Source organism: Streptomyces sp. URMC 126, assembly GCF_051386555.1.
GTDB lineage: Bacteria > Actinomycetota > Actinomycetes > Streptomycetales > Streptomycetaceae > Streptomyces.
Genome location: NZ_JBPQTX010000015.1, coordinates 14962 through 39672 on the forward strand (window position 1 = coordinate 14962; position 24711 = coordinate 39672).

The window sequence follows — 24711 nt, forward strand, 5'->3', positions numbered from 1 at the left end:
CGCCGACCTCAAGGTGAACTCTCGGCAACGTGTGTTCGAGACGCCCCCCATTTCGCTGTGGGGCTGTCGGTGCCCCCACATAACCTGGAGGCATGAACGTGGACGCGGCGGTCGCCGCAGCGGCAGCCCTCGCCGGCCTGTGCACCGGCGTGATCGCCATGCTGGCGTTCCGCTGGAGCGAGCGGGATCAGGCGCGCCCCAGCCGCAGCTCGCTGCACACCGACGCGGTCCTGCCGCCCGGCGTCGACACGGTCCTCTCCGTGCTGCGGTCCTCGGCCGTCGTGCTCGACGAGGGCGACGCCGTCGTCAAGGCCAGCTCGGCGGCGTACGCCCTGGGCCTGGTGCGCGGCGGCCGGCTCGCCGTGGACGCGATGCTCCAGATGGCTCGCGACACCCGGCGGGACGGGGAGATACGCCAGGTCGAGCTGGATCTGCCGCGCCGCGGCACGGGCCGCGGGGAGGCCCTCGCGGTCTCCGCCCGGGTGGCGCCGCTGGGCTCCCGCCTGGTGCTGCTGCTGGTCGAGGACCTCACCGAGGCCCGCCGCATCGAGGCCGTCCGCCGGGACTTCGTCGCCAACGTCAGCCATGAGCTCAAGACCCCGGTCGGCGCGCTGTCGCTGCTCTCCGAGGCCGTGATGGACGCCAGCGACGACCCCGAGGCGGTCACCCGCTTCGCCGGCCGGATGCAGATCGAGGCCACCCGGCTGACCAACCTGGTCCAGGAGCTGATCGACCTCTCCCGGGTGCAGAACGACGACCCCCTGGAGGACGCCGAGCCCGTCCGGGTGGACGAGCTCGTCGCCGAGGCCGTCGACCGCTGCCGCCACCAGGCCGGCACCAAGCAGATCACCATGGCCTCGGGCGGCGCCGCCGGCCTGCACGTCTGGGGCAACCGGGGGCAGCTCGCCGCTGCGCTCGGCAACCTCGTCGAGAACGCCGTGAACTACAGTCCCGCCCGCACCAGAGTGGGCATCGCCGCCCGCCGGGTCGCCGCCCCCGGGGGCGACCTGATCGAGATCGCCGTCACCGACCAGGGCATCGGCATATCGGAGAAGGACCGCGAGCGGGTCTTCGAGCGCTTCTACCGGGTCGACCCCGCCCGCTCCCGGGCCACCGGCGGCACCGGCCTCGGCCTGTCGATCGTCAAGCACGTGGCCGCGTCGCACGGCGGCGAGGTCACGGTCTGGAGCGCCGAGGGCCAGGGGTCCACCTTCACGCTCCGCCTGCCGGAGGCGGGCGTCGGCCGCGACCGGCTCCGGATGCACCGGGCCGGCGCCGACGATCCGCCGGCCGCGGCCGGTGCCCGGGGCCGCCTCGACGCCGGGCTCGCCACCCCGGAGACGCTCCGGTGAGTCACCCGCGCCCCACGTGCCCCGTCGCCGGCCCCATGCTCTCCTTCCGCCCGCACCGCCAGAACGAGATCCGACCGGAGGTCGCCCCGTGACCCGAGTGCTCGTCGTCGAGGACGAAGAGTCCTTCAGCGACGCGTTGTCCTACATGCTGCGCAAGGAGGGGTTCGAGGTCGCCATCGCGGCCACCGGCCCCGAGGGCCTGGAGGAGTTCGAGCGCAACGGCGCCGATCTCGTCCTGCTCGACCTGATGCTGCCGGGCCTGCCCGGCACCGAGGTCTGCCGGCAGCTGCGGGGACGCTCCAACGTGCCCGTCATCATGGTCACCGCGAAGGACAGCGAGATCGACAAGGTCGTGGGCCTGGAGATAGGGGCCGACGACTACGTCACCAAGCCCTTCTCCTCCCGCGAGCTGGTCGCCCGCATCCGCGCGGTGCTGCGCCGCAGGGGAGAGCCCGAGGAGGTCGCGCCCGCCGCCCTGGAGGCCGGCCCGGTGCGGATGGACGTCGACCGGCACGTCGTCACCGTCGCCGGCGGCAAGGTCGACCTGCCGCTGAAGGAGTTCGACCTGCTGGAGATGCTGCTGCGGAACGCCGGACGGGTGCTGACCCGGATGCAGCTCATCGACCGGGTGTGGGGCGCGGACTACGTGGGCGACACCAAGACGCTCGACGTCCACGTCAAGCGGCTGCGCGCCAAGATCGAGCCGGATCCGGGCGCCCCGCGCTACCTGGTGACGGTGCGCGGTCTCGGCTACAAGTTCGAGCCGTAGACCGCGCCCGCACCGTCCGGGCCCCGGCCACATCCGCGCGAGGAGCGTCAGCGCTCGGTGTCGGGCGCGGCGGGCGTCTGGCGGTTCTTGTCGCCCTTGGCCTTGTCGTTCTTGTCGCCGCTCTCCGGCTTTCCGTCCTTCTTGGCCTTGTCCCCGGCCTTGTCCCCGGCCTTGTCGGAGGCCGGCGCGGAGGCGCCGCCGGAGACCGGGGCGGTCGCGCCCGGCTTGCCCTGCTTGCCGCCGCCCGGCTTGCCCGGCTGCGGGGAGCCGGAGGCCTGCGGGGCCTCGCTGGGACCCCAGTCCTTGAAGTAGCTCGTGGCCGGGACGACGAACGCGCCGACCCGCACGTCACCGGTGCGGCTGAAGACGAAGGACAGCTGCTGCTGCGCGCCGTCCTTCAGGCTCTCGCGGCCGTTCGGCAGGACGGCGGAGGCGTTGCCCTTGCCGCCCAGCGTCACCGAGCCCCCGGCCGGGACGACCACCGGGCCGCTGCCCTTGGCGCCGGTGAGCTGCACCGTGACGTTCTTGCCGGGCAGCTTGACGGCGGTCAGCGACTGGTCCTCGTCACCGTTGTTGAACACCTGGCCCGTGATCACGGCCGGACCGGTGGCGGTCTGGCCCGGCTGGGTGACCACGTTGACGTTCTGGAGCTTGATGGCACCGACGGAGGCGGCGGCGTTGTCCGGCTTGACCTGCAGCGTCCCCGCGTCGTTGCCCGCCGCGCAGGCGGAGAGCGAGACGATCGAGAGCGCGAGGACGGTGGCGGCGAGAGCGCCGCGTCGAAGGCTGCTGCTCACGGCGGCGGCATCTCCTTGGACGAAGTAAGAGGTGTGTCAGCGCGCTTAGGTTACCGAGCCGTCGCGCGGGCCCCGCACCCGACCCGCCCCTCAAGGTCCACTCGGCCGCGAGGCGTCCTACCACCGGCTTATCCGAGGAGCCGTCCGGTGGATTATCGGTAAGGAATGTGAGTGGTGAGGAGAGTGAGTTACGGAATTGATCAAGTTCGGCTTGATCAATTCCGTAATGCGCGCGCGGAAGGAGCCGCCGCCCCGAACGGAGTACCGGAACTGCCACGACCGGACCCCGGCAAAACGGGACGTTCGACCGCTCGCGTGCCCGTCCCGGTACGTGTAACGTGCCCGTTTCGCTTGCCCCGGACAACCGCTCCGACCTGCGAATACCTGCTTCCGGAACCCCCGCGCAGCACGTCCCGGCCGCTGTTGTCAAGCCCCGAGATATGCCCTGACCTGCGGAAACGCCATTCAGAACCAACACTTCCCGTGTTAGACTGGATAGCCACGGAAGGGGTACCTGTCACATGACGTTCAAGGTTGGCGACACCGTGGTCTATCCCCATCACGGGGCCGCGCTGATCGAGGCCATCGAAACTCGCCAGATCAAAGGCGTGGACAAGACCTACTTGGTGCTGAAGGTCGCCCAGGGTGACCTGACGGTTCGGGTGCCGGCGGACAATGCGGAGTTCGTCGGTGTTCGCGATGTGGTCGGCCAGGACGGGCTCGACCGGGTCTTCGAGGTTCTTCGGGCGCCGTACGCCGAAGAGCCGACCAACTGGTCGCGCCGCTACAAGGCGAACCTGGAGAAGCTCGCCTCCGGCGATGTGATCAAGGTCGCCGAGGTCGTCCGCGACCTGTGGCGCCGGGAGCGCGAGCGCGGTCTGTCCGCCGGCGAGAAGCGCATGCTCGCCAAGGCCCGTCAGATCCTGGTCAGCGAGCTCGCTCTCGCTGAGAACACGAACGAGGACAAGGCCGAGGCCCTGCTCGACGAGGTTCTCGCGTCCTGACGCACACCTGACGCTCAGGTGCCGGCTCCCCGCCGCACAACAGAAGTAGTGCGACGCAGTCGCGACGTGGAAGTGCCGCGGTGCCCGCTGACGAACGAACAGCTCGTCCGACGGGCGCTGCGGCATCTCTGCTCCGGCACGGCATCCCCGCTCCGCCGGGACCGGTGAACCCGGACCCGCACCCGCCGTACCACCCGTGTCACCGAACGTACCCGTGTCATTCCATGACGAGGGTCCGCCGCACGGATGTCGGGCGGGCGAGCGGCCGGACCAGTCGTTCACGGAAGGGGCTGGTCACGGTGAGCGCCCGGAATTGTCCCGAGCCCTGCGCGCTCGGGGTTCCCCCAGGCCATACCCACCTCGGCCGAGGAAGCAAACCTGAACGCCAACGCGATGTCTGATCGAGCCACCGTTCCCGCCCGGCCGGAGACTTCCGGCCCACCCGCGCCCCGTACGGCCGCGGTGATCCCCGCGGCCGGCCGCGGCGTCCGGCTCGGCCCCGGCGCACCCAAGGCGCTGCGCGCCCTCGGCGGTACGCCCATGCTGGTGCGCGCCGTCCGCGCGATGACCGCCTCCCGGGCCGTCTCCCTGGTCGTGGTCGTGGCCCCGCCCGACGGCGAGGCCGAGGTGCGGTCGCTGCTCGACGAGTTCCCGCTCGCGGGCGACCGGACCGAGGTCACGGTCGTCCCCGGCGGAGCCACCCGGCAGGAGTCGGTCGGCCTGGGGCTCAAGGCCCTGCCCGACGACGTCGGGATCGTCCTGGTCCACGACGCGGCCCGCCCGCTCGTCCCCGTCGACACGGTCGACTCCGTCGTCGCGGCCGTCCGCTCCGGCCACCCGGCCGTGGTGCCGGCCCTGCCGCTGGCCGACACGGTCAAGCAGGTCGCCCCGCGCGACGGCGCGGACGCCGGCGGCCCCGAGACCGTCACCGGCACCCCGGAGCGCGCCCTGCTGCGGGCCGTGCAGACCCCGCAGGGCTTCGACCGGCAGACCCTGGACGCCGCCCACGCGAAGTTCGAGACGGCCGCCCGCGAGGGCGACGGGGCCACCGACGACGCGGGGATGGTCGAGCGGCTGGGCGTCCCCGTCGTGCTCGTCCCCGGGCACGAGGAGGCGTTCAAGGTGACCAGGCCGCTGGACCTGGTGCTGGCCGAGGCAGTGATCGCCCGGAGGAGGGCCAACGATGGCTTCTGACGTACCGGCCCTGCCCCTGGTGGGAATCGGCACCGACGTGCACGCCTTCGAGGAGGGCCGCGAACTGTGGTGCGCGGGCCTGCTCTGGGAGGGCGCTACGCACGGCCTCGCCGGCCACTCGGACGGCGACGTCGCCGCGCACGCCGCCTGTGACGCGCTGTTCTCCGCCGCCGGCATCGGCGACCTGGGCGCCCACTTCGGCACCGACCGCCCCGAGTGGTCCGGCGCCTCCGGCGTGACGCTGCTGGCCGAGGCCGCCCGCATCGTCCGCGCCGAGGGCTTCGGGATCGGCAATGTGGCGGTGCAGGTCATCGGCGTCCGCCCGAAGATCGGCAAGCGCCGGGCCGAGGCGCAGCGCGTGCTGTCGGAGGCGGTGGGCGCCCCGGTGTCCGTCTCCGGGACGACCACCGACGGGCTGGGCCTGACCGGCCGCGCGGAGGGCCTGGCGGCGGTGGCGACGGCGCTGGTGTACCGGCGCTGAGCGGGGCACCCCTGCCGTAGGCGGCATTGCCCCCCTCGGTGACGGTGGCGTGGCTTACGGTGATCCGGTACCGCACTTCGCCGTGCGCGCACCCGCCCGGTGCGCGCCCGTCACTGAGGGAAGGACCCGGAAGGTGTCAGCCACGCTCTCGGACGACCTGAAGCAGTACCTGGACGACAACCCCGCCTTCGTCACCGTCGCCACCGTCCAGCCCGACGGCAGCCCCCAGCTGTCGGTCACCTGGATCAAGCGGGACGGCGACGACCTGCTGATCTCGACGACCGTCGGGCGCCGGAAGGAGCGGAACCTCCGCCGCGACCCGCGGATCACCGTCCTGGTGAACCCGCCGAACGCCCCCTACACCTACGCCGAGATCCGCGGTACCGCGGAGCTGACCACCGAGGGCGGTCAGGAGCTCATCGACGAGCTGTCCCGCAAGTACACGGGCAAGGCGTACGCGGACTTCAACCCGGACGCGAAGAACGACGCCGAGCGGATCGTCGTCCGCGTCAGGCCGCGCAAGGTGGTCGGCAGGCTCTGAGACGGCCGGACGCGCCCCCCGTTCCCCGGGGGGCGCGTCCGCGCGTCGTCCGTCCTCAGCCGCCGTCGACCGTGCCGGCACCCACCCGGCCGGACTCGGCCGGTTCGAAGGGCTTGGAGTTGCGAGGCTCCTGGAGGATCGCCAGGCCGCTCTGCGGGTCGGGCTTGCGCAGCGCGGGGACGGTGGAGTTGCGGCGCATCTCCTCCATGCCCTGCTGCATCGCGCGCCGCAGGCGTTTGCCCACCGGGCGTTCGATACAGCGGTGGATCAGCCAGGCGGCCGTCAGCATCACCGCGATCAGGCCGGCCACCAGCGGGTACGGCGGGATGTGGGAGCGCAGGCCGTGGATGACGGTCATGCCGATGTACTGGTGGATGAGGTACAGCGGGTAGGTGAGGGCGCCGGCGGTGGTGAGCCAGCGCCACTGGATCCGGTTGAAGTACCCCAGCGCGATCAGTGCCATGAGCACGAAGGCCGCGACCACCAGCAGCTTGGCCGGCCAGGTCGGGATGCTGGTGTTGGTGTTGTCGGCGACCCGCTTGGGCACCCCGTGCAGCGCGATCAGCAGGGAGATCGCGGTGATGCCCCACAGCAGCGCCGTGGGCTTGAAGCGGTGCATCAGGTAGAAGGCGATGCCGGCCACGAAGTAGGGCGTGTAGAGCGGGGTCGCCCACATCTCCAGCAGCTTGCTGTCGGACTGCGGGGCGACGACCGCCGCGACGGTCCAGACGCCGCAGAACAGGACGCACTTGCGGTACGTGACGCCGGTGGCCACCACGATCGCGAAGAGGGCGTAGAACTTGAGCTCGATGAACAGCGTCCAGTAGACGCCGTCCACGTCCCAGACCCCGAAGGCCTCCTGGACCATCGTGAGGTTGGTGAGGACGACGTCCCAGCTCTCCACGGTGCGCACCTGCGGCCACAGCGTGATCACCCCGGCGGTGAGGAAGACCGCGAACCAGTAGGCGGGGTAGATCCGGGAGACGCGGGAGACCACGAAGTCGCCGAGCGACCGTCCCCAGGTGCTCATGCAGATGACGAAACCGCTGATCAGGAAGAAGACCTCGACGCCGACGAAGCCGTAGCGGGTGACCGTCCGCAGGACCGGGAAGACCTTGTCCGGGTGCCGGTCCCAACCGCCGCGCAGGGCGGTGTAGTGGAAGACCACGACCATGAGGGCCGCCACCAGACGGAGGCCGTCCAGTACGGCGAGCCGGGGTGCCGGGCGCCGGACGGCTCGTGGGGCGCCGTCGAGTCCACCTCGCCTGGCGAAGCGCATGTCGTCCTCTTCCGTGGGCTAGTCAGATCGTCATACAGAGCGGGGGTGTGCGGGAATGCTGACACAGAGGACGTGCGCATGGCTGCGACCGTGGTCTCCTGTCTCGGTTTTTCTCCACCGTCTCCCCTGGATGGTGGTATTCATCCCCGCCGTTCCCCGACGGTCGCGTGACGACCGGGTGACCGGACGGTGCCGGCCGGGCCCGGCGGGCCTGCCCCCCGCCGTGCGACGGCGCGCCGCAGCGCGTCCCCGAGCCGGCGGGCCAGCGGGCGCTCGATCCCCCGGTGCACCAGCCAGGCGGCCGTCAGCGCCCCCGCCAGCAGGAGGGGGAGCAGTACGTGGCGCGGAAGATGCCCGTCCGCGTACCGGATGACCACCCAGCCGAGGCGCTCGTGGAGCAGGTAGAGGGGATAGGTCAGCGCCCCCGCGGTGGACAGCCAACGCCAGTCCAGCCGCCGTGTCCACCCCAGAGCGACCGCCATCAGGGAGAGGTAGAACACGGCGACCAGGGCGAGGGTGGGCCAGTGGGGCACCCGGTGGCCCATGTACGCCTCCGCGCGGCGCTCGGCGACGAGCAGGTCGTGCTGGGCGATCAGGAAGGTGCCGCCGACGATCAGCCAGAGGAGCGGGGCCGGGCGGAAGCGGTACATCAGGTAGAAGGCGATGCCCGCGATGAAGTACCAGCAGTCGTAGGGCAGCAGGACGCGTTCGAGCAGCTGGTCGCCGGTGGCCCGGGCGACGACCGCGCCGGCGCCCCAGAGCCCGCAGAAGGCGACGACGCGCCGGTAGTCGAGCCCCCCGTGGACGACCAGGGCGAACAGCAGGTAGAAGCGGACCTCGATCCAGAGGGTCCAGTACACGCCGTCGACCGGTTCCACCCCCAGGGGTTCCTGGAGCATCGTGAGGTTGACGGCGACGTCCTGGAGGGCGGTGGGGGAGTTGACCACGGGCCACAGCCGGACGGCGAGAGCGACCAGCAGGACCGCGAACCAGTAGGCGGGGAAGAGCCGGGTGATCCGGGAGACGGCGAACTGCCCGACGCCCTTGCCCCAGCCGCTCATGCAGATCACGAACCCGCTGATCAGGAAGAAGAGCTGGACGCCCAGCCAGCCGTAGGACGCGGGCAGGTACGCGGTGGGGAAGAGGTCACGGGCGGAGCGGTGCCCCCAGGCGCCGCTGCCGAAGGCGATCCAGTGGTAGGCGACCACCATCAGTGCCGCGCAGAGCCGCAGCCCGTCCAGGGCGGCCAGCCGGCCCGGGCGGCGCGCGCCGGACGTCGGGGACGGTTCCCGGGGTTGGGGGTGTTCCTGCTGTACCGGCAGAGTGGAGTGCAACGCCCCTCCTGGTGTCCGCGGCGCTCCGGTCCCGAGGTGTGCCCGGGAAGTTACCACGCGGAATTGCATTTTTGCCGCAAAACATTAAATAGCGGGCAAAGCGCGCCGAGGGGGCGCGTCCCGACCGCTCCGCGCCCGGCCGCGCACGCCCCCGAGGGCGCTCGGGGTCCGGATCAGGGTCGGATCCGGGTGCCGCGCGCCCGGGGCACTGCCATGGGACCACTACCCTGGTTCCGTGACTATTCGCCTGTACGACACCAGCGCCCGGCAGATCCGTGACTTCTCCCCGCTCGTCCCGGGCTGCGTCTCGATCTACCTGTGTGGCGCGACCGTGCAGGCCGCGCCGCACATCGGACACATCCGGTCGGGGCTGAACTTCGACATCATGCGCCGCTGGTTCGCCTACCGCGGCTACGACGTGACGTTCGTCCGCAATGTGACCGACATCGATGACAAGATCATTAAAAAGTCGGCCGAGCAGGGCCGCCCCTGGTGGGCGATCGGCTACGAGAACGAGCGCGCGTTCAACGCCGGCTACGACGCCCTGGGCTGCCTGCCCCCGACCGTCGAGCCGCGCGCCACGGGCCACGTCCCCGAGATGATCGAGATGATGCGCGGGCTGATCGAGCGGGGTCACGCCTACGCCGCCGACGGCAACGTCTACTTCGACGTCCGCTCCTACGCCGACTACCTGCGCCTCTCCAACCAGGAGCTGGAGAATCTGCTCCAGCCCTCCGGCGAGGGCGAGACCGGCAAGCGCGACCCGCGCGACTTCGCCATGTGGAAGGCGGCCAAGGAGGGCGAGCCCAGCTGGGAGACCCCCTGGGGCCGCGGCCGCCCGGGCTGGCACCTGGAGTGCTCGGCCATGGCGCACAAGTACCTGGGGACCGCCTTCGACATCCACGGCGGCGGCCTCGACCTGATCTTCCCGCACCACGAGAACGAGATCGCCCAGGCCAAGGCCTTCGGCGACGACTTCGCCGCCTACTGGGTGCACAACGCCTGGGTCACCATGAGCGGCGAGAAGATGTCCAAGTCGCTGGGCAACTCGGTGCTCGTCTCGGAGATGGTCAAGGAGTGGCGCCCGATCGTCCTCCGCTACTACCTGGGCACCCCGCACTACCGCTCGATGATCGAGTACAGCCCGGAGGCGCTGCGGGAGGCCGAGTCGGCGTTCGCGCGGATCGAGGGGTTCGTGCAGCGCGTCACCGAGAAGGCGGGGAAGACGGTCCCCCCGGCGGCCGAGGTGCCGCCCGCCTTCGCCGAGGCGATGGACGACGACTTCGGCGTCCCGCAGGCGCTGGCCGTCGTGCACACCACCGTCCGCCAGGGCAACGCGGCCCTCACCGCCGACGACAAGGAGGGCGCCGTCGCCCGTCTGGCCGAGGTGCGGGCCATGCTCGGCGTCCTGGGCCTGGACCCGCTGGACGAGCGGTGGTCCGGCGGCGACCGCGGCGACGACCTGCACGGTGTGGTGGACTCGCTGGTCCGGATGGTGCTGGAGCAGCGCCAGGCGGCCCGCGCCCGCAAGGACTACGCCACCGCCGACGCCCTCCGCGACCAGCTCCAGCAGTCCGGTCTCGCGATCGAGGACACCCCGTCCGGCCCGCGCTGGTCGCTTTCCTGAGCGACACTTTTCGTACGTACGTCTACTGAGTCGCGGCCAGCGGCTCTGGCAGTGAAGAAACAGGTGACCCCATGGCCGGCAACAGCCAGCGCAGGAACCGCCGCACGTCCAACAAGAAGGGCGCGACGGTCGGCAGCGGCGGCCAGCGACGCCGGGGCCTGGAGGGCAAGGGCCCGACCCCGCCCGCGCACATGCGCAAGGGCCACAAGAAGAACCGCGTCGCGAACGCCCAGGCCAAGCAGGCGGCCCGCCGCCCGGCCCCGCGCCGCGGCGGCCCCAAGGGCACCAACGAGCTCGTCGTCGGCCGCAACTCCGTGGTCGAGGCGCTGCGCGAGGGCGTCCCCGCGACCACGCTCTACGTCCAGCAGTACCTGGACAACGACGAGCGCGTCCGCGAGGCGCTCCAGCTCGCCACGGACAAGGGCCTCAACCTCATGGAGGCCCCCCGCCCCGAGCTCGACCGCATGACCAACGGCCTCAACCACCAGGGCCTCGTCCTCTCGGTGCCGCCGTACGACTACGCGCACCCCGAGGACCTCACCGCGGCGGCGCACGCCGACGGCGAGGACCCGCTGATCGTCGCCCTCGACGGCATCACCGACCCGCGCAACCTCGGCGCCGTCGTCCGCTCCGTCTCCGCCTTCGGCGGCCACGGCGTGGTCGTGCCCGAGCGGCGCGCGGCCGGGATGACGGCCAGCGCCTGGAAGACCTCGGCCGGCACCGCCGCCCGGACGCCCGTCGCCCGCGCCACGAACATGACGCGGACGCTGGAGGCGTACCAGAAGGAGGGCCTGATGGTCGTCGGCCTGGCCGCCGACGGCGACGTCGAGCTGCACGAGCTGGACGCGCTGGAGGGCCCGGTCGTGATCGTCGTGGGCAGCGAGGGCAAGGGCCTCTCCCGGCTCGTCGGCGAGACCTGCGACTTCCGGGTCCGCATCCCGATGCCGGGCGGCGCCGAGTCGCTGAACGCCGGTGTCGCGGCGGGCGTCGTGCTGTACGAGGCGGCGCGCCGCCGGGCGTGACGGCGCGGCCGCCCGGCGGTCTTCCGCGGTGCGCCGCGGTCCGTGGTGGAAGGGCGCCGAGCGCGGTGTACGCAAGGGCCGGACGGGGCCGATTTTCTCCCCGTCCGGCCCTTGCGGTTCCGCCTGTTGCCCGTCTTGACGGGTCTCGGACACCCGTGTCGGTCAAGGCAGTGTCCTAAGCTCCGGTCACTCGGTTAGATGAGCGTGGACACCAGAACACCCCGCACACCTACGGGGGGAAGCTCTTCCGGGTACGACGACCAGCCCGCGCTGAGTACGGTGAAAGTCCCGTCCGACCCCGCGCAGGTCTCCGGCAACCACCTGAGCTTCCGCGTGCAGCTCGCGCGTCCCCCGCACGCAGCCGCCCGGCACTACGCCGGAGTCGCCGCCGACACGGCGCAGCTGCCCACCGTCAAGGGCCCGGCCAAACGCCGGGCCCCCGTGGTGTGGAGCGGGCGGGCCGAGCCCGGTGACGCGGCGCCGACCCGGCTCCTCGACGCCGTGCGGGAGTCCGGGGCCGCCCGCGCCGGCGGCGAGGCCGGGGCCACCCAGGTCCTGCCGAGGATCGGCGTCGACGACGCCCCGACCACCGTCATCGGCCCCCGAGGTCCCGTCGAACCGGGGGAGCCGCTGCTCGCCGGGGTCCGCCCGGCCCGGGGGGCGTTCGACGAACAGCCGTACGACTACGGCGAGTTCGACGAGAACGAGGGCGACTGGTCCGACGAGGACGGCGAGGGCACCGGAAGCGACGGCCGCGACCGCGGCGACTCCGACCTGCACGCCTACTACCCCGGGCGCCGGATGAACCTGGGCGTCGTCCTGCTGCCGCTGCGCGTCTTCCTCGGTCTGATCTCCGTCTACGCCGGCATGGGCAAGCTGTGCGACCCCGTCTACTTCGACGGCGGCAAGCGCGGCTCCATGGTCACTTGGCTGACCTCGCTGCACCCCTGGCCCGCCGCCGCCCCGCTCCGGGAGCTGGCGCTGGCCCACCCGGTGGGCGCGGGCCTGACCGTGGCCTTCCTCCAGATCATCGTCGGCGTCCTCACCATCTTCGGCCTCTGGCAGCGCCTCGCCGCCGCCGTCGGCGTGCTGCTCTCGGCCACCCTGCTGGTCACCGTCAGCTGGCGGACCGTTCCGGCTTACGACGCCCCGGACATCATCTACCTGGCCGCCTGGAGCCCGTTGGTGATCGCGGGCGCCCCGGTGTACTCCGTCGACGGCCGGCTCGCCGGCGAGGCGTGGCGGCGGCTCGGCCCCCGGGCCGGGATCGGGCAGCTGCGGCGGCGGGTGCTGCGCCGCGGCACGGTCATGGCGACGGTGCTCATCGGCCTGTCGCTGCTGGTGGGTTCGATGCTCGGCGGCGCCGTCCGCTCCTCGCGGCCGGCCCCGGCGCCGGGCCCGTCCGCCCCGCCGGTCAACAACCTGCCCGGTTCGCCGCTCCCGCAGCGTCCGTCGGCCGGTTCCACCCCGCGCGGCGGCGCCCACGGCTCGGCGACGCCGGGGACGCCCCGGCCGAGCGCCACGGGCCGGAAGACGCCGTCACCGAGCGCGAAGCCGGCCGTTCCGGGGTCGGTGAAGTCCCCGACGGGGGCGGCGACTTCCGGCCACCCGGCGGCCGGTACGCCCGGCACCCGTCCGGCGACCCGGACGCCCCACCAGCGTCCCGCCGCCCCGGCCGCGCCGCACAGCCCCACGGGTGCCGCGACCACCGGCGGGTCGACCGGTGGCGGGACGTCGTCGGGAGGCACCGGCTCCACCGGAGGCATGACGGGCGGTGGCGCCCTCGGCGGCCTCCTCGGCTGAGCCGGAGGCCGGCTCCCGGCCGCGGCGCGTCGGAGGGACGTCAGCCGGCCAGTTCCCGGGCCGCCTCCGTCAGGTCCTTGGCGGTGTCGATGGCCCGCCAGTATGCGCCGTGCGGCAGCGGGTAGCCCGCCAGCCGCCGCTCCCGGGCGAGCCGGGGGAAGGTGGTGCGCTCGTGGTCGCCGCGCTCGGGCAGCAGGTCGGCGAAGCCCGCCGAGAAGACGTAGACGCCCGCGTTGATCAGGTAGGGCGAGGGCGGGGCCTCGATGAAGTCCAGGACGTGCCCGAACTCGTCGGTCTCCACGGCTCCCCAGGGGATCCGGGGGCGGGCCAGGGCGAGGGTCGCGGTGGCGTCCCGCTCGTGGTGGAAGGCGGCCATCTCGCGGAGCGAGAACCGCGTCCAGATGTCCCCGTTGGTGGCGTACCAGGGCCGGTCGGGGTGGGGGAGGGAGGCGGCGGCGTGCTTGAGGCCGCCGCCGCGGCCGAGCGGCTCCTTCTCCACCACCGTCGTCACCCGCAGCGGGAGGTCGGCCGACGCGAGCCAGGCCTGGAGCACCTCGGCGAGGTGGCCGCAGGAGACGACGGCGTCGGTGACGCCCTCGGCGGCGAGCCAGGCCAGCTGGTGGCCGATGATGGGCACGCCGGTGCCGGGGATCTCGACCATCGGCTTGGGACGGTCGTCGGTGTAAGGGCGAAGCCGTGACCCCTGGCCTCCGGCCAGGATCACGGCTTGCGCGGGCGTGGGGACGGGGTGCGTGCCGGTCATGCCCCGCACGATATGCCGTGCCGCGGGGTGCGGTGCGACCGGCCGCCGCCGGGGTGGGAGGGCCGTCAGTGGCCCTGGGCCACCCCGGAGGCGTACGAGGTGTCGCAGACCGGGCGCGAGTACGCCTGGGCCTTCTTCGCGGAGTGGTACTTGGCGACGGCGGCCTGGCCCAGGACGCGGGCGATGTCCACGCAGTAACGCGCCAGCGAGGGGCGGCCGTTGGTGGCCTCCTGGAGGTGGGTCAGCGCCACTCCGGGGTTCTTCTCCTGGAGCTCCGTGAGCAGCTTGTCCCGCAGCACCTCGTGCGGGGCGCGGGCCCTGGCCTGGCTGGAGGCGGTGTCCGAGGACGCGGTGAGCACCTGGGACTCGGCGGTGGGCGCCGCCCACGGGACCCGGGTGACGGCGAGGGTCCCGGAGAGCACCATGACGACGGGGAGGACGAGGGCGAGGGTTCTGCCGATGCGGCGGGCGGCCTGGTTCATGCCGCAGATGGTAGCGAGGCGTAATGAGACCGCGACATTTAGTCACCCGATCGGGTGGCATTACCGTGGGCCTTCAGGGGGAAGAGTTGACGCCCGTGGGCCCGGACCAGGGGAGGTCGCCGTGGAATCGGTGACGCGTCCGGTTGACCGCCTGTAAGGCCCGCCGTGCCGCCCGGCGCGGGGCGGCACGGCGGCGTGAATCAATCGCTCAGCCGCTCGCCCGACGAGGTCGAGAAGACGTGCAGCTCGCCGGGGCGCGGGACGACGTGCAGGGCGGAGCCCTTCTCCGGCACGCGCCGCCCGTTGACGCGGACGACCAGGTCCTTCGTCTCGCCGCCGACCTCCGCCGTGCCGTACACATAGCCGTCGGCGCCCAGCTCCTCGACCACGTTGACCGTGACGGCCAGGCCGGCGGGGGCGTCGTCGGTCTCCTTGCTCAGCATCCGGGCCGTGTCGCCGTTCTGCTCCACGACGTCGAAGTGCTCGGGCCGGACGCCGACGGTCACCGTCCGGTCGCCGCGGTCGGCCGCGGCGGCCAGCGCCTCGCGGGAGACCGGGACCACGCTGTTGCCGAACTTGACGCCGCCGTCGGTGATCGGCACCTCGACCAGGTTCATGGCCGGGGAGCCGATGAAGCCGGCGACGAAGAGGTTGGCCGGGCGGTCGTACATATTGCGCGGCGAGTCGATCTGCTGGAGGAGGCCGTCCTTGAGCACCGCCACCCGGTCGCCCATGGTCATGGCCTCGACCTGGTCGTGGGTGACGTAGACGGTGGTGATGCCGAGGCGCCGCTGGAGGCCGGCGATCTGGGTGCGGGTCTGCACGCGCAGCTTGGCGTCCAGGTTCGACAGCGGCTCGTCCATCAGGAACACCTGCGGCTCGCGGACGATCGCCCGGCCCATCGCCACGCGCTGCCGCTGACCGCCGGAGAGCGCCTTCGGCTTGCGGCCCAGGTACTCCGTGAGGTCCAGGATGCGTGCCGCGTCCTCGACCTTCTGCCGGATCTCCGCCTTGGGCACGCCCGCGATCTTCAGGGCGAAGCCCATGTTGTCGGCGACGGTCATGTGCGGGTAGAGCGCGTAGTTCTGGAACACCATGGCGATGTCCCGGTCCTTCGGCGGCAGGTTGGTGACGTCGCGGTCGCCGATGCGGATCGAGCCGCCATTGACGTCCTCCAGGCCCGCGAGCATCCGCAGGGAGGTGGACTTCCCGCAGCCCGACGGGCCGACCAGGACGAGGAATTCGCCGTCCTCGATCTCGATGTCGAGCTGGTCGACGGCGGGTTTGTCGGAGCCCGGGTAGATCCGGGTCGCCTTGTCGTACGTGACCGTGGCCATGGTGGTGGGTCCCTTCACCGGCAGGAACGTGCCGGACGATCCGAGTAGAGGGAGTGGTCCAGTCCAATGCGGACGGGTTGCCGGTGACGCTACCTCCGGACCGGGCGGTTGTCAGCAGTCCGCGGTCGCGAAAATCGGGGGGAGCGGCGGGGCTGTCTCCGGTTAGACTGCTTCCGCGTGCTTGCCGCGTGCCGCCTTAGCTCAGCTGGCCAGAGCACCTGTCTTGTAAACAGGGGGTCGTCGGTTCGAACCCGACAGGCGGCTCTCTCGCTGCGCGCAGAGCGAAGCCCGGGCCTTAGGCCCGGGCTTTGTCGTTGCCCCCGGCCGGCCCGTCCGGCGTTTGAGGACAACCGCGCGGAGCGCGGTTTCGGGGGTGCGGGGGCTCGCCCCCCCGAGAAACGGTGAAAGGGCGGGGCAGGGGCGCCCCCACCGCCGTAGGCGGCAGGGGCGCCACCGGTCTCCTACCGGTGTCCGCTGTACGACGGCGCGTCGTGCGTGCCGCCGTACTCCGCCTTCACCAGCGGGTCCTCACGCGGAGCGTCCTGGTGGCCCGGCCACCACGCCTTGTGGCCCAGCAGCGACGTGACCGTCGGCACGAGCAGCATCGCCATCACGAACGCGGTGAGCAGGATGCCGAAGGCGACCGCGAAGCCCATCTGCTGGAGCATGGAGTTCTCGGCGAGCAGCAGCACACCGAACGTACCGGCCAGGATGATCGCCGCGGAGGCGACCGTCGGGGCCGACTGGGCGACCGCGGTGCGGATGGCCTCGCGTGGCGGCACGCCCTTGCGGACCTCCTCGCGGAGGCGGGCGACCATCAGGATGTTGTAGTCCGTACCGATCGCCACCACGAAGAGATAGATGATGATCGGCAGCATGAACAGCATGCCGTCCTCGCCCTTGAGGTCCTGGAACAGCCAGACCGTGGAGCCGAGGGTGGCGCCGAAGCCGAGGGCGACCGCGATCATCAGGTAGACCGGCGCGACCACGCTGCGGAGCAGCAGACCCAGGATCAGCATGATCGCGAGACCGGCGACCGGGAAGACGACCTTGTAGTCGTGGGCGACGGCGTTCTCGATGTCGGCGAGGACCGCCGAGGTGCCTCCGACCAGGGCCTCGGTGCCCTGCGGAGCCGCCTTGTGCGCGGTGTCGCGCAGGTCGCCGCCGGCGAGCTCGATGGCCTCGTCGGCGCTGGGCTTGGCCTTGGTGATCACACTGAACTGGACGACGGACTTGTCCTTGCTCGGGACGCCCGGGCTGACCTCGGCCACGCCCTTGACGTCCTTGAGCTTGCCGCGGAACGCCTCCAGCGAGCCGGTGTCGAGCGGCTTGCCGTCCTTCGACTTGACGAAGACCGTGGACGGGTCGGCCTGGCCGGCGGAGAAGCCCTTCTGAAGGTCCTTCATCGCCTGGACGGACTCCAGCTTCTCGGGCAGCTGGCTCTCCATGTCGAACTGCGACTTGAACCCGAACGCGCCGACCGCCAGAACGGCCAGGACCGCGGCGGACAGGGCGGCCACGAGGCCCGGACGCCGGGAGACCATACCGCCGACGCCGTTGGCCATGCGGTTCTTCGGGGTCTTCTTCCAGGCCTTGGAGGGCCAGAACGCCTTGGTGCCGAGCAGCGAGAAGACGGCCGGGACCAGGGTGAGCGCGGCCACCAGGGTCACCGCGACGGCGATGGCCAGGGACGGGCCCATGGCCTTCATCATGCCCATCGTGGACAGCAGCAGCGCCAGGAACGAGGCGATGACCGCGCCGGCGGCGGAGGCGATCGTCTCGCCGACCCGCGCGACCGCCTCGGCCAGGGCCGCCTTGGGCTCCTCGCCGTTGCGCAGCAGCTCGCGGTAGCGGAAGAGCAGGAAGAGGATGTAGTCGGTACCCACGCCGAAGAGCACCACGATCAGGATCGGGGTGATGCTGGCGTCGGCCTTGAGGCCGCCGACCGAGGCCGCCGTGCCGATCAGGCCGTTGGCCACCGAGGCGACGACGAAGATGATGACGACCGGCAGGATGGCGATGAGCGGGCTGCGGAAGATGACCAGCAGCAGCACGATGATGAGGACCAGCGTGGCCATCATGATCATGGCGTCGGTGTCGCCGGACGACTCCTCGGCGTCGAGGTTGGACGCCGCCTGACCGGTGACGCCCAGCTTCAACTGGGTGCCCTTGAGGAGCGGTTTGGCGTCCTCACGCAGGCTCTTGATGGACTTGGTGACGTCCTTGTCCGACCAGTTCTTCTCGCTGGAGTAGATGTTGGCCAGGGCTATCTCCTGGTTGGGGGAGACGGCCTTCTCGTTGGTCACCACCTTCGATATCTTCTTGTAATGCTTGGCGTCCAGGCCGGCCGCGACCTTCGCCACGTCCCGCTTGTCCTGGGCGGTGAGCTTCCCGCCGTCGGCACGCTTGAAGACGCCCAGCGCGGCGGCCTGTTCGTCCTGGGGGAACGCCTTCTCCTGAACCTTGCCCGCCTTGACGGACTCGTAGTGAGACGGCAGGAACTCCGCCTGGTCCGTGGTGGACTTCAGGCCGGGGGCCAGAATGCCGAGGGCCACGGCGGCCACGATCCAGGCCAGGATCGTGACCCAGGGCCGGTGGACGGCGAACCGTCCGACTCGTCGGAACATGGTGAGGAGCTCCCCCTTGGAATTGCGTGGATTTACGGGAACACTGTGTGAATAGTGCAAGGACTTGGTGCGGTCCGGCGGAGGGCATGGCCCCCCGCGCGGGCATCCCTACGCTAGGGACGCTCCTTACCCGGGTCCAACGAATAGTCGATTAATCAGGGGAAAATCGGCCCTGGGGTGGGGGTCTCTCCTCCCCTCGGAGGAGAGGCGTCTCACCCGTGAGGTAGAGATCACCTGCCGAACGTCTCCACCCGGATTACGCTGCCCCCATGGCGATCACGTCGATGGAAGCGTCCTCCGGCCCGCTGGACCCGGGCCACTACGCGGCCCGGATGGAGCGCGCGGCCCGCTCCGCCGCCCAGGCCGGCATGGCCGGACTGATCATCGCGCCCGGCCCCGACCTGGCCTGGCTCTGCGGCTACCACCCGCCCGTCACCGAGCGCCTCACCGCGCTGGTGGTGACCCCCGGCCGCAGGCCGCTGCTGCTGGTCCCCGAGCTGGAGCGGCCCGACGCCGAAAAGGCGCCCGGCGCAACGGCGTTGACCGTCGCCGGCTGGCGGGATGCCGAGAACCCCTACGACGCGCTCGCCCACCACCTCGAACCGCGGGGCCGGTACGGCGTCTCCGACAACACCTGGGCCCTGCACCTGCTGGCCTTCCAGCGGCTGCGCCCCGGCGGCGCCCACGCCGCGCTGACCGAGGCGTTGCCGATGCTGCGCGCGGTCAAGGACGCCTACGAGGTGGAGCGGCTCGCGGCGGCGGGGGCGGCGGCCGACGCCACGTACGAGGAGATCGTCCGGCTGCCGTTCGCCGGGCGGCGGGAGCGCGAGGTGGCCGCTGACCTGGATCGGCTGCTCCGCGAGCATGGCCACCAGCAAGTGGACTTCACCATCGTCGGCTCCGGCCCCAACGGTGCCAACCCGCACCACGAGGCGGGCGACCGGGTCATCCAGGACGGCGACATGGTCGTCATGGACTTTGGCGGCCTGATGGACGGCTACGGTTCCGACACCACCCGCACGGTCCACGTGGGGGAGCCGGGCGCGGAGGAGCGCAAGGTCCACGACCTGGTCCGGGAGGCGCAGCAGGCGGCGTTCGAGGCCGTCCGGCCGGGCGCGGCCTGCCAGGACGTCGACCGGGCGGCCCGCCAGGTGATCGCCCGGCACGGCTACGGCGAGTACTTCGTCCACCGGACCGGCCACGGGATCGGCGTCACCACCCACGAGCCGCCGTACATGGTCGAGGGCGAACACCTCACCCTGGTACCGGGGATGTGCTTCTCGATCGAGCCCGGGATCTACCTGCCGGGCCGCTTCGGGGTGCGGATCGAGGACATCGTGGTGTGCACGGAGGACGGCGGCAGGCGGCTGAACACGACGGGGCGGGAGCTGCTGGTCGTATCGTGACCGTGCCGGCCGTCCGTGACCGGGGTGGCGGTTCAGGGGCCCGCGCGCATACGGCGCGGGTCGTACTCCGCGTCCCCCGCTCGCCGGTCCTCGTCCGCGCCGTCCCCCGCGGTCCGGTGCCCGTCGCGCGGCGCCGGGGCCGTGATCACGAACCAGGCCACCACGGAGGCCGCCAGCATGATCACCGAGGCCCAGGCCAGTCCGACGTGGAAGCCGTGCACCACCCCGTCCTTGGCGATGGCCGAGCGCACCGCCGGGGTGACCGGGCCGGTGGCCGCCGCCGACTTCAGGTGGGCGGCGACGTACGTGCCGGCGGTGGAGGTGGCGATGGTGTTGAGCAGGGCCGTGCCGATCGAACCGCCTACTTGCTGGCAGGTGTTGACAGTGGCGGAGGTGACGCCGGAGTCGTTCGGGTCGACGCCCTTCGTCGCGGTGTCCATCACGGCCACGAAGATCAGCCCCATGCCCAGGCCGAACAGCAGCGTCGACGGCAGGACGTGCGCCACGTAGTCGGCCTTCACCGGCAGGAACGTCAGCAGGAACAGGGCCACGGCGGCCAGCAGCGTCCCCGGCGAGATCAGCAGGCGCGGCGGCAGGCGGTGCAGCAGCCGGGAGGCGATCTGGGTGCTGGTGAGGATGATCGTGACGGACATCGGCAGGAACGCCAGACCGGCCTCGACCGGCCGGTAGCCGAGGACGTCCTGGAAGTAGTACGTCATGTACAGGAACATCCCGAACATGGCGATCACGGCCAGGCCCAGCGTCAGGAAGGCGCCCGCCCGGTTGCGGTCGCGCACGATGCGTGGGGGCAGCAGCGGGCTGCCGGCCCGGGTCTGCCACCAGCCGAACAGGGCCAGCAGCAGCACTCCGGCGATCAGCATGGAGAGGACGAGGGGGCTGTCCCAGCCGCGTGGTTCGGCCTCGCTGCATCCGTAGACGACGGCGACCAGGCCCGCGCAGGCGAGGACGACGCCGCGCAGGTCCAGCCGGGGGCGCCGCTCGGGGCGGTGGTCGTGCAGCGACCACAGGCCGCCGGCGAACGCGATCAGCGCGATCGGGGCGTTCACGTACATGCACCAGCGCCAGTCCAGGTACTCGGTGAGCAGGCCGCCCGCGAGCAGGCCGACGGCCGATCCGGCGCCCGCGATGCCGCTGTACACGCCGAAGGCCTTGCCGCGCTCCCGCGGGTCGGTGAACGTCGTCGTCAGCAGGGAGAGCGCGGAGGGCGCCAGCAGGGCGGCGAACACGCCCTGCAGCGCGCGGGCGCCGAACAGCTGCCAGTCCGTCTGCGCGGCGCCGCCCAGCGCCGAGGCGACGGCGAAGCCGACCAGCCCGGCGAGGAACGTCCGTTTCCGGCCGACCAGGTCGGCGACCCGGCCGCCGAGCAGCAGCAGCCCGCCGAAGGCCAGGGTGTACGCGGTGATCACCCACTGCCGGTTGGTGTCCGACATCGACAGCTCGCGCTGGGCGGACGGCAGGGCGATGTTCACGATCGTCGCGTCGAGGACGACCATCAGCTGGGCGAGGCCGATGAACATCAGTCCCCACCAGCGGCGGGGGTCGGTCGCGGAGGCGGAGGGCGCGGGGGAGGACGGTGCGGTGGGGGAGGCCATGGAGGGAACCTCGCAGCCATGAGGGTGCAGAAGCTCTCGGATCAGCCTAGGCCCTCCGGGTGACACGCGCCTCTCGGGTCACTTACGACCCATGAGCCCCCCGGAGCCCCGTCAGACGCGTGGGAAGCGGCTCTGCAGCATCCACACGACCGGGTTGTCGCCCAGGCCCTCGTGCATGTCGGAGAGGTCGGCGATCAGGTCGTGCAGGAAGTCCCGGGCCTCCCGGCGGAGCGCCCGGTGGTCGAGGACGAGCGGGGGCTCCTCGACGGGGGCCCAGTCCGCGGTGACCTCCACCCAGCCGAAGCGGCGCTCGAAGAGCATGCGGTCGCTGGACTCGGTGAAGTCGAGCTCGGCGTACCGGGGAGTCGCCGACCGGGAGCCGCGCGGGTCGCGGTCCAGCTCCTCGACGATGTCGCACAGCGCCCAGGCGAAGTCCAGCACCGGCACCCATCCCCAGGCTGTGGACAGCTCCCGGTCCTCCTTGGTGTCGGCGAGGTAGACGTCGCCGCAGAAGAGGTCGTGCCGCAGGGCCCGGACGTCGGCGGTGCGGTAGTCCGTCTGCGGCGGGTCGGGGAAGCGGCGGGAGAGCGAGTAGCCGAGGTCGATCACGTCCCCGATGGTGTCACGGCGCCCGTGCCCCCGGCGCGTCGGCCGGGGGCACGGGCTGCGGTACCGCTCGGTGTGCCGGGATTACTTGACGTTGACCCCGGACCAGGCCGCGGCCACGGCCTTGTACTCCGCGCTGTTGTTGCCGTAGAGCGACGCGGCGGCGTTCAGGGTGCCGGTGCGCGCCTTGGCGTAGTTGGTGTTCGAGGTGAACTGCGTGGTCAGCGCCTTGTACCAGATCTTCTGGGCCTTGTCCCGGCCGATGCCGGTGACCTTGGACCCGTCGGCGGTCGGGCTGTCGTACGTCACACCGTTGATCGTCTTCTTTCCGCTGCCCTCGGAGAGCAGGTAGAAGAAGTGGTTGGCGGGGCCGGACGAGTAGTGGACGTCGACGCCGCCGATGCCGGAGTACCAGCTGTCCTTGGACTTGCCGTCCTTGCTGGGCTTGTCCATGTAGCGCAGCGGCTTGCCGTCACCGAAGATGTTGATCTTCTCGCCGATGAGGTAGTCGCCCACGTCGGTCTTGTTGTTGGCGAAGAACTCGACGGAGGCGCCGAAGATGTCGCTGGTCGCCTCGTTGAGGCCGCCGGACTCGCCGCTGTACACGAGCTTGGCCGTGGCGGAGGTGACGCCGTGGCTCATCTCGTGGGCCGCCACGTCGAGGGAGGTGAGGGGGTTCTTGTTGCCCTCGCCGTCGCCGTACGTCATGCAGAAGCAGGAGTCGGACCAGAAGGCGTTGACGTAGCCGTTGCCGTAGTGGACGCGGGAGTAGGCGCCCTTGCCGTCGTTGCGGATGCCGTTGCGGCCGAAGGTGTTCTTGTAGAAGTCCCAGGTGACGGCCGCGCCGTAGTGCGCGTCGACGCCGGCCTTCTGCCGGCCGCTGCCCCAGGTGTCGGTGCTGTTGGTGAACAGCGAACCGGTGCCGGACTGGCCCTGGTTGAGGTCGTACGTCTTGTGGCCGCCACGCGCGCCGTCGGTGAGCTGGTACTGCGAGCCCGACTTGGTGGTGGTCAGCGGGACGGTGCCGCTGTAGGTGCTGGTGCCGGTGCCGGTCTCGATGGCCTCGTACTGGTAGAGCTTCTTCCCGGTGGCCGCGTTGGTGATCACGTGCAGCTCGCTCGGGGTGCCGTCCTTCTGCACGCCGGTGACCACGGTCTCGTACGCCAGGACCGGCTTGCCCTGCGCGGCCCAGACGACCTTGCGCGGCTCCTGGCCGGCCGGCTTGGCGGTCTTCTGGTCGGCGGCGGCGCTCAGCGCCGACTTCCTCGCCTCGGCCGGGGCCACGGAGGCGCTGGTCGAGACGGCTATGGACGCGTCGGTCGCCTTGGTGACCGAGCGGCCCCCGCCCTTCTCGTGGACGATCAGGTCACCGCCGAGCACGGGCAGGCCGTCGTAGGTGCGCTCGTAGCGCGTGTGGACGGTGCCGTCGGCGTCCTTGACGACGTCGCGGGCGATCAGCTTCTCCTTGCCGCCGAGGCCGATCTTGGCGGCGGTCGCCGACGCGCCGCTCTGGGCCTCCTGGATGGCGGCGGTGCGCTGGCTCGCGGAGAGCGTCAGTGGCAGCCCTCCGCTGTCACGGTCACCCGAGGCGCTCGCGCTGCCCGTCTGCACGCCGACGACGACCATCGCCGCGGAAGCGACGAGAGCGGCGGCACGCAGGGCCGTGGTGCGGGGGGTGGCGGTGAGTCTCAACTCTGTCTCCTCTGAGGGGGGTTACGGGCCGCCCGGGGGTGGGACGGCCCGCTGGTGCTTGAGGGGTGCAGAAGCGGAATGGAGGAGAGCGTGCCAGCAACTGACCGCTTTTGACAGGGGCGCAACAAGGATGTGATCTGCTGTTTTCAAAAAAGGGTCAGTTCCGGTCGGAGTTGGGGCTTCAGGTTTAGGAAAGGCAGAGTTGGGGCTCTAGTGGCCCGAGTGACACCTGGGACGTGTCGCAAAGTGGGCTGTGGGCAGGCGGTTTCGGGTGGATTCGTCCGGCGCTTCCCTCGGGCGGCGTACGGACGTGCCGCACCCCGCTCCGCCCGGCCGGGCGGGCGCGCGCGGGAGCCCCGGCGGATCCGCGGGGGCGCCGGACGAAGGAGGCGGAGTGCAGGTCAGGACCTACGCGGAGGGGTGCGTTCCGGCGGAGCTGGCCGCCCGGGCGGAAGCGCTGCGCGCCCAGGTGTGGGCCGGCGGCGGACCGCCCGACCCCGCGCTGCGCCCGGTCGCGATGCTGCTCGTCTCACCGGACGGTGAGGTGGCGGCGGCGCTCGACGTCCTGTCGAAGGAGATCGAGCACGCGGGCGCGCGTTACCGCGCCTCCGGGCTGAGCGCGGTGGTCACCGACCGGGCCCGGCGGGGCCGGGGCCACGGGCGCCGGCTCGTGGCCGCCGCGCGGGAGTGGATCGCCGCGGACGGGGCGGACATCGGCCTGTTCACCTGTGACAGGCCACTGCGCGCGTTCTACGAGAGCGCGGGCTGGGAGGCGCTGGAAGGGACCGTTCTCGTCGGCGGGACACCGGGTGATCCGTTCCCGAGCGACGGTCCGGGGTTCGACAAAGTCACCATGGCCGGATTCTTCACCGCCCGGGCGCGGCGGGCGGCGGCGGCCTTCCGGGGGAGCCGGATCGGACTGTACTCCGGGGAGATCGACCGGCTGTGGTGAGGGTGTCACAGACGGTGGCGCTTGTCCATG

General features: G+C 71.7%; 21 protein-coding genes and 1 tRNA gene. 12 read left to right on the forward strand and 10 right to left on the reverse strand.

Features of this window, described 5'->3' with window-relative positions; translation table 11 throughout:
* Positions 1–92 precede the first annotated feature (92 nt).
* Together ACSNOK_RS03570 and ACSNOK_RS03575 are read left to right on the forward strand one after the other, a co-directional pair.
* A complete protein-coding gene (locus ACSNOK_RS03570; protein WP_436779060.1) occupies positions 93–1352 on the forward strand; it encodes a sensor histidine kinase in 1260 nt (419 codons plus the stop codon).
* A gap of 88 nt (positions 1353–1440) precedes the next feature.
* Positions 1441–2121: a response regulator transcription factor gene (locus tag ACSNOK_RS03575; RefSeq protein ID WP_185941562.1), complete on the forward strand. Its 681-nt coding sequence runs from the start codon at positions 1441–1443 to the stop codon at positions 2119–2121.
* Between the two features lie 47 nt (positions 2122–2168).
* Here the strand turns inward: ACSNOK_RS03575 and ACSNOK_RS03580 are convergent, their stop codons facing one another.
* Positions 2169–2918 (reverse strand): DUF461 domain-containing protein, encoded by a 750-nt coding sequence (locus ACSNOK_RS03580; protein ID WP_436779061.1) that lies wholly within the window; start codon positions 2916–2918, stop codon positions 2169–2171.
* Between the two features lie 521 nt (positions 2919–3439).
* Here ACSNOK_RS03580 and ACSNOK_RS03585 point away from each other — a divergent pair.
* From ACSNOK_RS03585 to ACSNOK_RS03600, 4 genes are all read left to right on the forward strand, one after another.
* Positions 3440–3922, forward strand: coding sequence for a CarD family transcriptional regulator (locus ACSNOK_RS03585; RefSeq protein WP_003953493.1), 483 nt, complete (start codon positions 3440–3442; stop codon positions 3920–3922).
* A gap of 393 nt (positions 3923–4315) precedes the next feature.
* The gene (gene ispD / locus ACSNOK_RS03590; protein ID WP_436779062.1) at positions 4316–5116 is read left to right on the forward strand and encodes a 2-C-methyl-D-erythritol 4-phosphate cytidylyltransferase; all 801 of its coding nucleotides are present in this window, start codon (positions 4316–4318) and stop codon (positions 5114–5116) included.
* Positions 5106–5597, forward strand: a complete 492-nt coding sequence (gene ispF, locus ACSNOK_RS03595; protein ID WP_436779063.1) for a 2-C-methyl-D-erythritol 2,4-cyclodiphosphate synthase — start codon at positions 5106–5108, stop codon at positions 5595–5597. The genes ispD and ispF overlap by 11 nt, the downstream gene beginning before the upstream one ends.
* A gap of 133 nt (positions 5598–5730) precedes the next feature.
* On the forward strand, positions 5731–6138 hold the full coding sequence (locus tag ACSNOK_RS03600) for a PPOX class F420-dependent oxidoreductase (RefSeq protein ID WP_436779064.1): 408 nt from the start codon (positions 5731–5733) through the stop codon (positions 6136–6138).
* Between the two features lie 55 nt (positions 6139–6193).
* Here the strand turns inward: ACSNOK_RS03600 and ACSNOK_RS03605 are convergent, their stop codons facing one another.
* A complete protein-coding gene (locus tag ACSNOK_RS03605; RefSeq protein WP_436779065.1) occupies positions 6194–7417 on the reverse strand; it encodes an acyltransferase family protein in 1224 nt (407 codons plus the stop codon).
* Between the two features lie 140 nt (positions 7418–7557).
* Positions 7558–8751 (reverse strand): acyltransferase family protein, encoded by a 1194-nt coding sequence (locus ACSNOK_RS03610; RefSeq protein WP_436779066.1) that lies wholly within the window; start codon positions 8749–8751, stop codon positions 7558–7560.
* Positions 8752–8986: 235 nt separating this feature from the next.
* Here ACSNOK_RS03610 and cysS point away from each other — a divergent pair, with 235 nt between their 5' ends.
* From cysS to ACSNOK_RS03625, 3 genes are all read left to right on the forward strand, one after another.
* Positions 8987–10378, forward strand: coding sequence for a cysteine--tRNA ligase (gene cysS / locus ACSNOK_RS03615; RefSeq protein WP_436779067.1), 1392 nt, complete (start codon positions 8987–8989; stop codon positions 10376–10378).
* A 71-nt stretch (positions 10379–10449) separates the two neighbouring features.
* Entirely contained in the window at positions 10450–11400 is a 951-nt protein-coding gene (gene rlmB, locus ACSNOK_RS03620; RefSeq protein WP_351503347.1) for a 23S rRNA (guanosine(2251)-2'-O)-methyltransferase RlmB, read from the forward strand.
* Between the two features lie 198 nt (positions 11401–11598).
* Complete coding sequence (locus ACSNOK_RS03625; protein WP_436779068.1) at positions 11599–13203, forward strand: DoxX family membrane protein; 1605 nt, start codon at positions 11599–11601, stop codon at positions 13201–13203.
* Between the two features lie 40 nt (positions 13204–13243).
* Here the strand turns inward: ACSNOK_RS03625 and ACSNOK_RS03630 are convergent, their stop codons facing one another.
* The 3 genes from ACSNOK_RS03630 to ACSNOK_RS03640 all read right to left on the reverse strand — a co-directional run bounded on the left by ACSNOK_RS03630 (position 13244) and on the right by ACSNOK_RS03640 (position 15785).
* Positions 13244–13966: a nucleotidyltransferase family protein gene (locus ACSNOK_RS03630; protein ID WP_436779069.1), complete on the reverse strand. Its 723-nt coding sequence runs from the start codon at positions 13964–13966 to the stop codon at positions 13244–13246.
* Positions 13967–14031: 65 nt separating this feature from the next.
* A complete protein-coding gene (locus tag ACSNOK_RS03635) occupies positions 14032–14448 on the reverse strand; it encodes a hypothetical protein (protein ID WP_436779070.1) in 417 nt (138 codons plus the stop codon).
* Between the two features lie 200 nt (positions 14449–14648).
* Positions 14649–15785, reverse strand: a complete 1137-nt coding sequence (locus ACSNOK_RS03640; protein ID WP_436779084.1) for an ABC transporter ATP-binding protein — start codon at positions 15783–15785, stop codon at positions 14649–14651.
* 190 nt (positions 15786–15975) lie between these two features.
* Here ACSNOK_RS03640 and ACSNOK_RS03645 point away from each other — a divergent pair.
* Positions 15976–16049, forward strand: a tRNA-Thr gene (locus ACSNOK_RS03645).
* 197 nt (positions 16050–16246) lie between these two features.
* Here the strand turns inward: ACSNOK_RS03645 and ACSNOK_RS03650 are convergent.
* Complete coding sequence (locus tag ACSNOK_RS03650) at positions 16247–18412, reverse strand: MMPL family transporter (protein ID WP_436779071.1); 2166 nt, start codon at positions 18410–18412, stop codon at positions 16247–16249.
* Between the two features lie 269 nt (positions 18413–18681).
* On the opposite strand from ACSNOK_RS03650, the gene ACSNOK_RS03655 reads away from it, so the two are divergent.
* The gene (locus ACSNOK_RS03655; protein WP_436779072.1) at positions 18682–19818 is read left to right on the forward strand and encodes an aminopeptidase P family protein; all 1137 of its coding nucleotides are present in this window, start codon (positions 18682–18684) and stop codon (positions 19816–19818) included.
* 32 nt (positions 19819–19850) lie between these two features.
* Here the strand turns inward: ACSNOK_RS03655 and ACSNOK_RS03660 are convergent, their stop codons facing one another.
* From ACSNOK_RS03660 to ACSNOK_RS03670, 3 genes are all read right to left on the reverse strand, one after another.
* Entirely contained in the window at positions 19851–21431 is a 1581-nt protein-coding gene (locus tag ACSNOK_RS03660; RefSeq protein WP_436779073.1) for an MFS transporter, read from the reverse strand.
* Positions 21432–21542: 111 nt separating this feature from the next.
* The gene (locus ACSNOK_RS03665) at positions 21543–22040 is read right to left on the reverse strand and encodes a hypothetical protein (RefSeq protein ID WP_436779074.1); all 498 of its coding nucleotides are present in this window, start codon (positions 22038–22040) and stop codon (positions 21543–21545) included.
* 81 nt (positions 22041–22121) lie between these two features.
* Positions 22122–23663, reverse strand: a complete 1542-nt coding sequence (locus ACSNOK_RS03670; RefSeq protein WP_436779085.1) for a M4 family metallopeptidase — start codon at positions 23661–23663, stop codon at positions 22122–22124.
* 460 nt (positions 23664–24123) lie between these two features.
* Here ACSNOK_RS03670 and ACSNOK_RS03675 point away from each other — a divergent pair, with 460 nt between their 5' ends.
* Positions 24124–24681 carry a GNAT family N-acetyltransferase gene (locus tag ACSNOK_RS03675; RefSeq protein WP_436779075.1) on the forward strand — a complete coding sequence of 186 codons (558 nt, stop codon included), beginning with the start codon at positions 24124–24126 and terminating at the stop codon, positions 24679–24681.
* Positions 24682–24711: the final 30 nt, after the last annotated feature.

Coding starts and splice junctions, on each gene's coding strand:
- ACSNOK_RS03650 (WP_436779071.1), bottom strand. CDS start 18,412: ATGTTCCGACGAGTCGGACGGTTCGCCGTCCACCGGCCCTGGGTCACG.
- ACSNOK_RS03630 (WP_436779069.1), bottom strand. CDS start 13,966: ATGACCGGCACGCACCCCGTCCCCACGCCCGCGCAAGCCGTGATCCTG.
- ACSNOK_RS03570 (WP_436779060.1), top strand. CDS start 93: ATGAACGTGGACGCGGCGGTCGCCGCAGCGGCAGCCCTCGCCGGCCTG.
- rlmB (WP_351503347.1), top strand. CDS start 10,450: ATGGCCGGCAACAGCCAGCGCAGGAACCGCCGCACGTCCAACAAGAAG.
- ACSNOK_RS03655 (WP_436779072.1), top strand. CDS start 18,682: ATGGCGATCACGTCGATGGAAGCGTCCTCCGGCCCGCTGGACCCGGGC.
- ACSNOK_RS03625 (WP_436779068.1), top strand. CDS start 11,599: ATGAGCGTGGACACCAGAACACCCCGCACACCTACGGGGGGAAGCTCT.
- ACSNOK_RS03660 (WP_436779073.1), bottom strand. CDS start 21,431: ATGGCCTCCCCCACCGCACCGTCCTCCCCCGCGCCCTCCGCCTCCGCG.
- ACSNOK_RS03585 (WP_003953493.1), top strand. CDS start 3,440: ATGACGTTCAAGGTTGGCGACACCGTGGTCTATCCCCATCACGGGGCC.
- ACSNOK_RS03605 (WP_436779065.1), bottom strand. CDS start 7,417: ATGCGCTTCGCCAGGCGAGGTGGACTCGACGGCGCCCCACGAGCCGTC.
- ispF (WP_436779063.1), top strand. CDS start 5,106: ATGGCTTCTGACGTACCGGCCCTGCCCCTGGTGGGAATCGGCACCGAC.
- ispD (WP_436779062.1), top strand. CDS start 4,316: ATGTCTGATCGAGCCACCGTTCCCGCCCGGCCGGAGACTTCCGGCCCA.
- ACSNOK_RS03670 (WP_436779085.1), bottom strand. CDS start 23,663: ATGGTCGTCGTCGGCGTGCAGACGGGCAGCGCGAGCGCCTCGGGTGAC.
- ACSNOK_RS03640 (WP_436779084.1), bottom strand. CDS start 15,785: ATGGCCACGGTCACGTACGACAAGGCGACCCGGATCTACCCGGGCTCC.
- ACSNOK_RS03635 (WP_436779070.1), bottom strand. CDS start 14,448: ATGAACCAGGCCGCCCGCCGCATCGGCAGAACCCTCGCCCTCGTCCTC.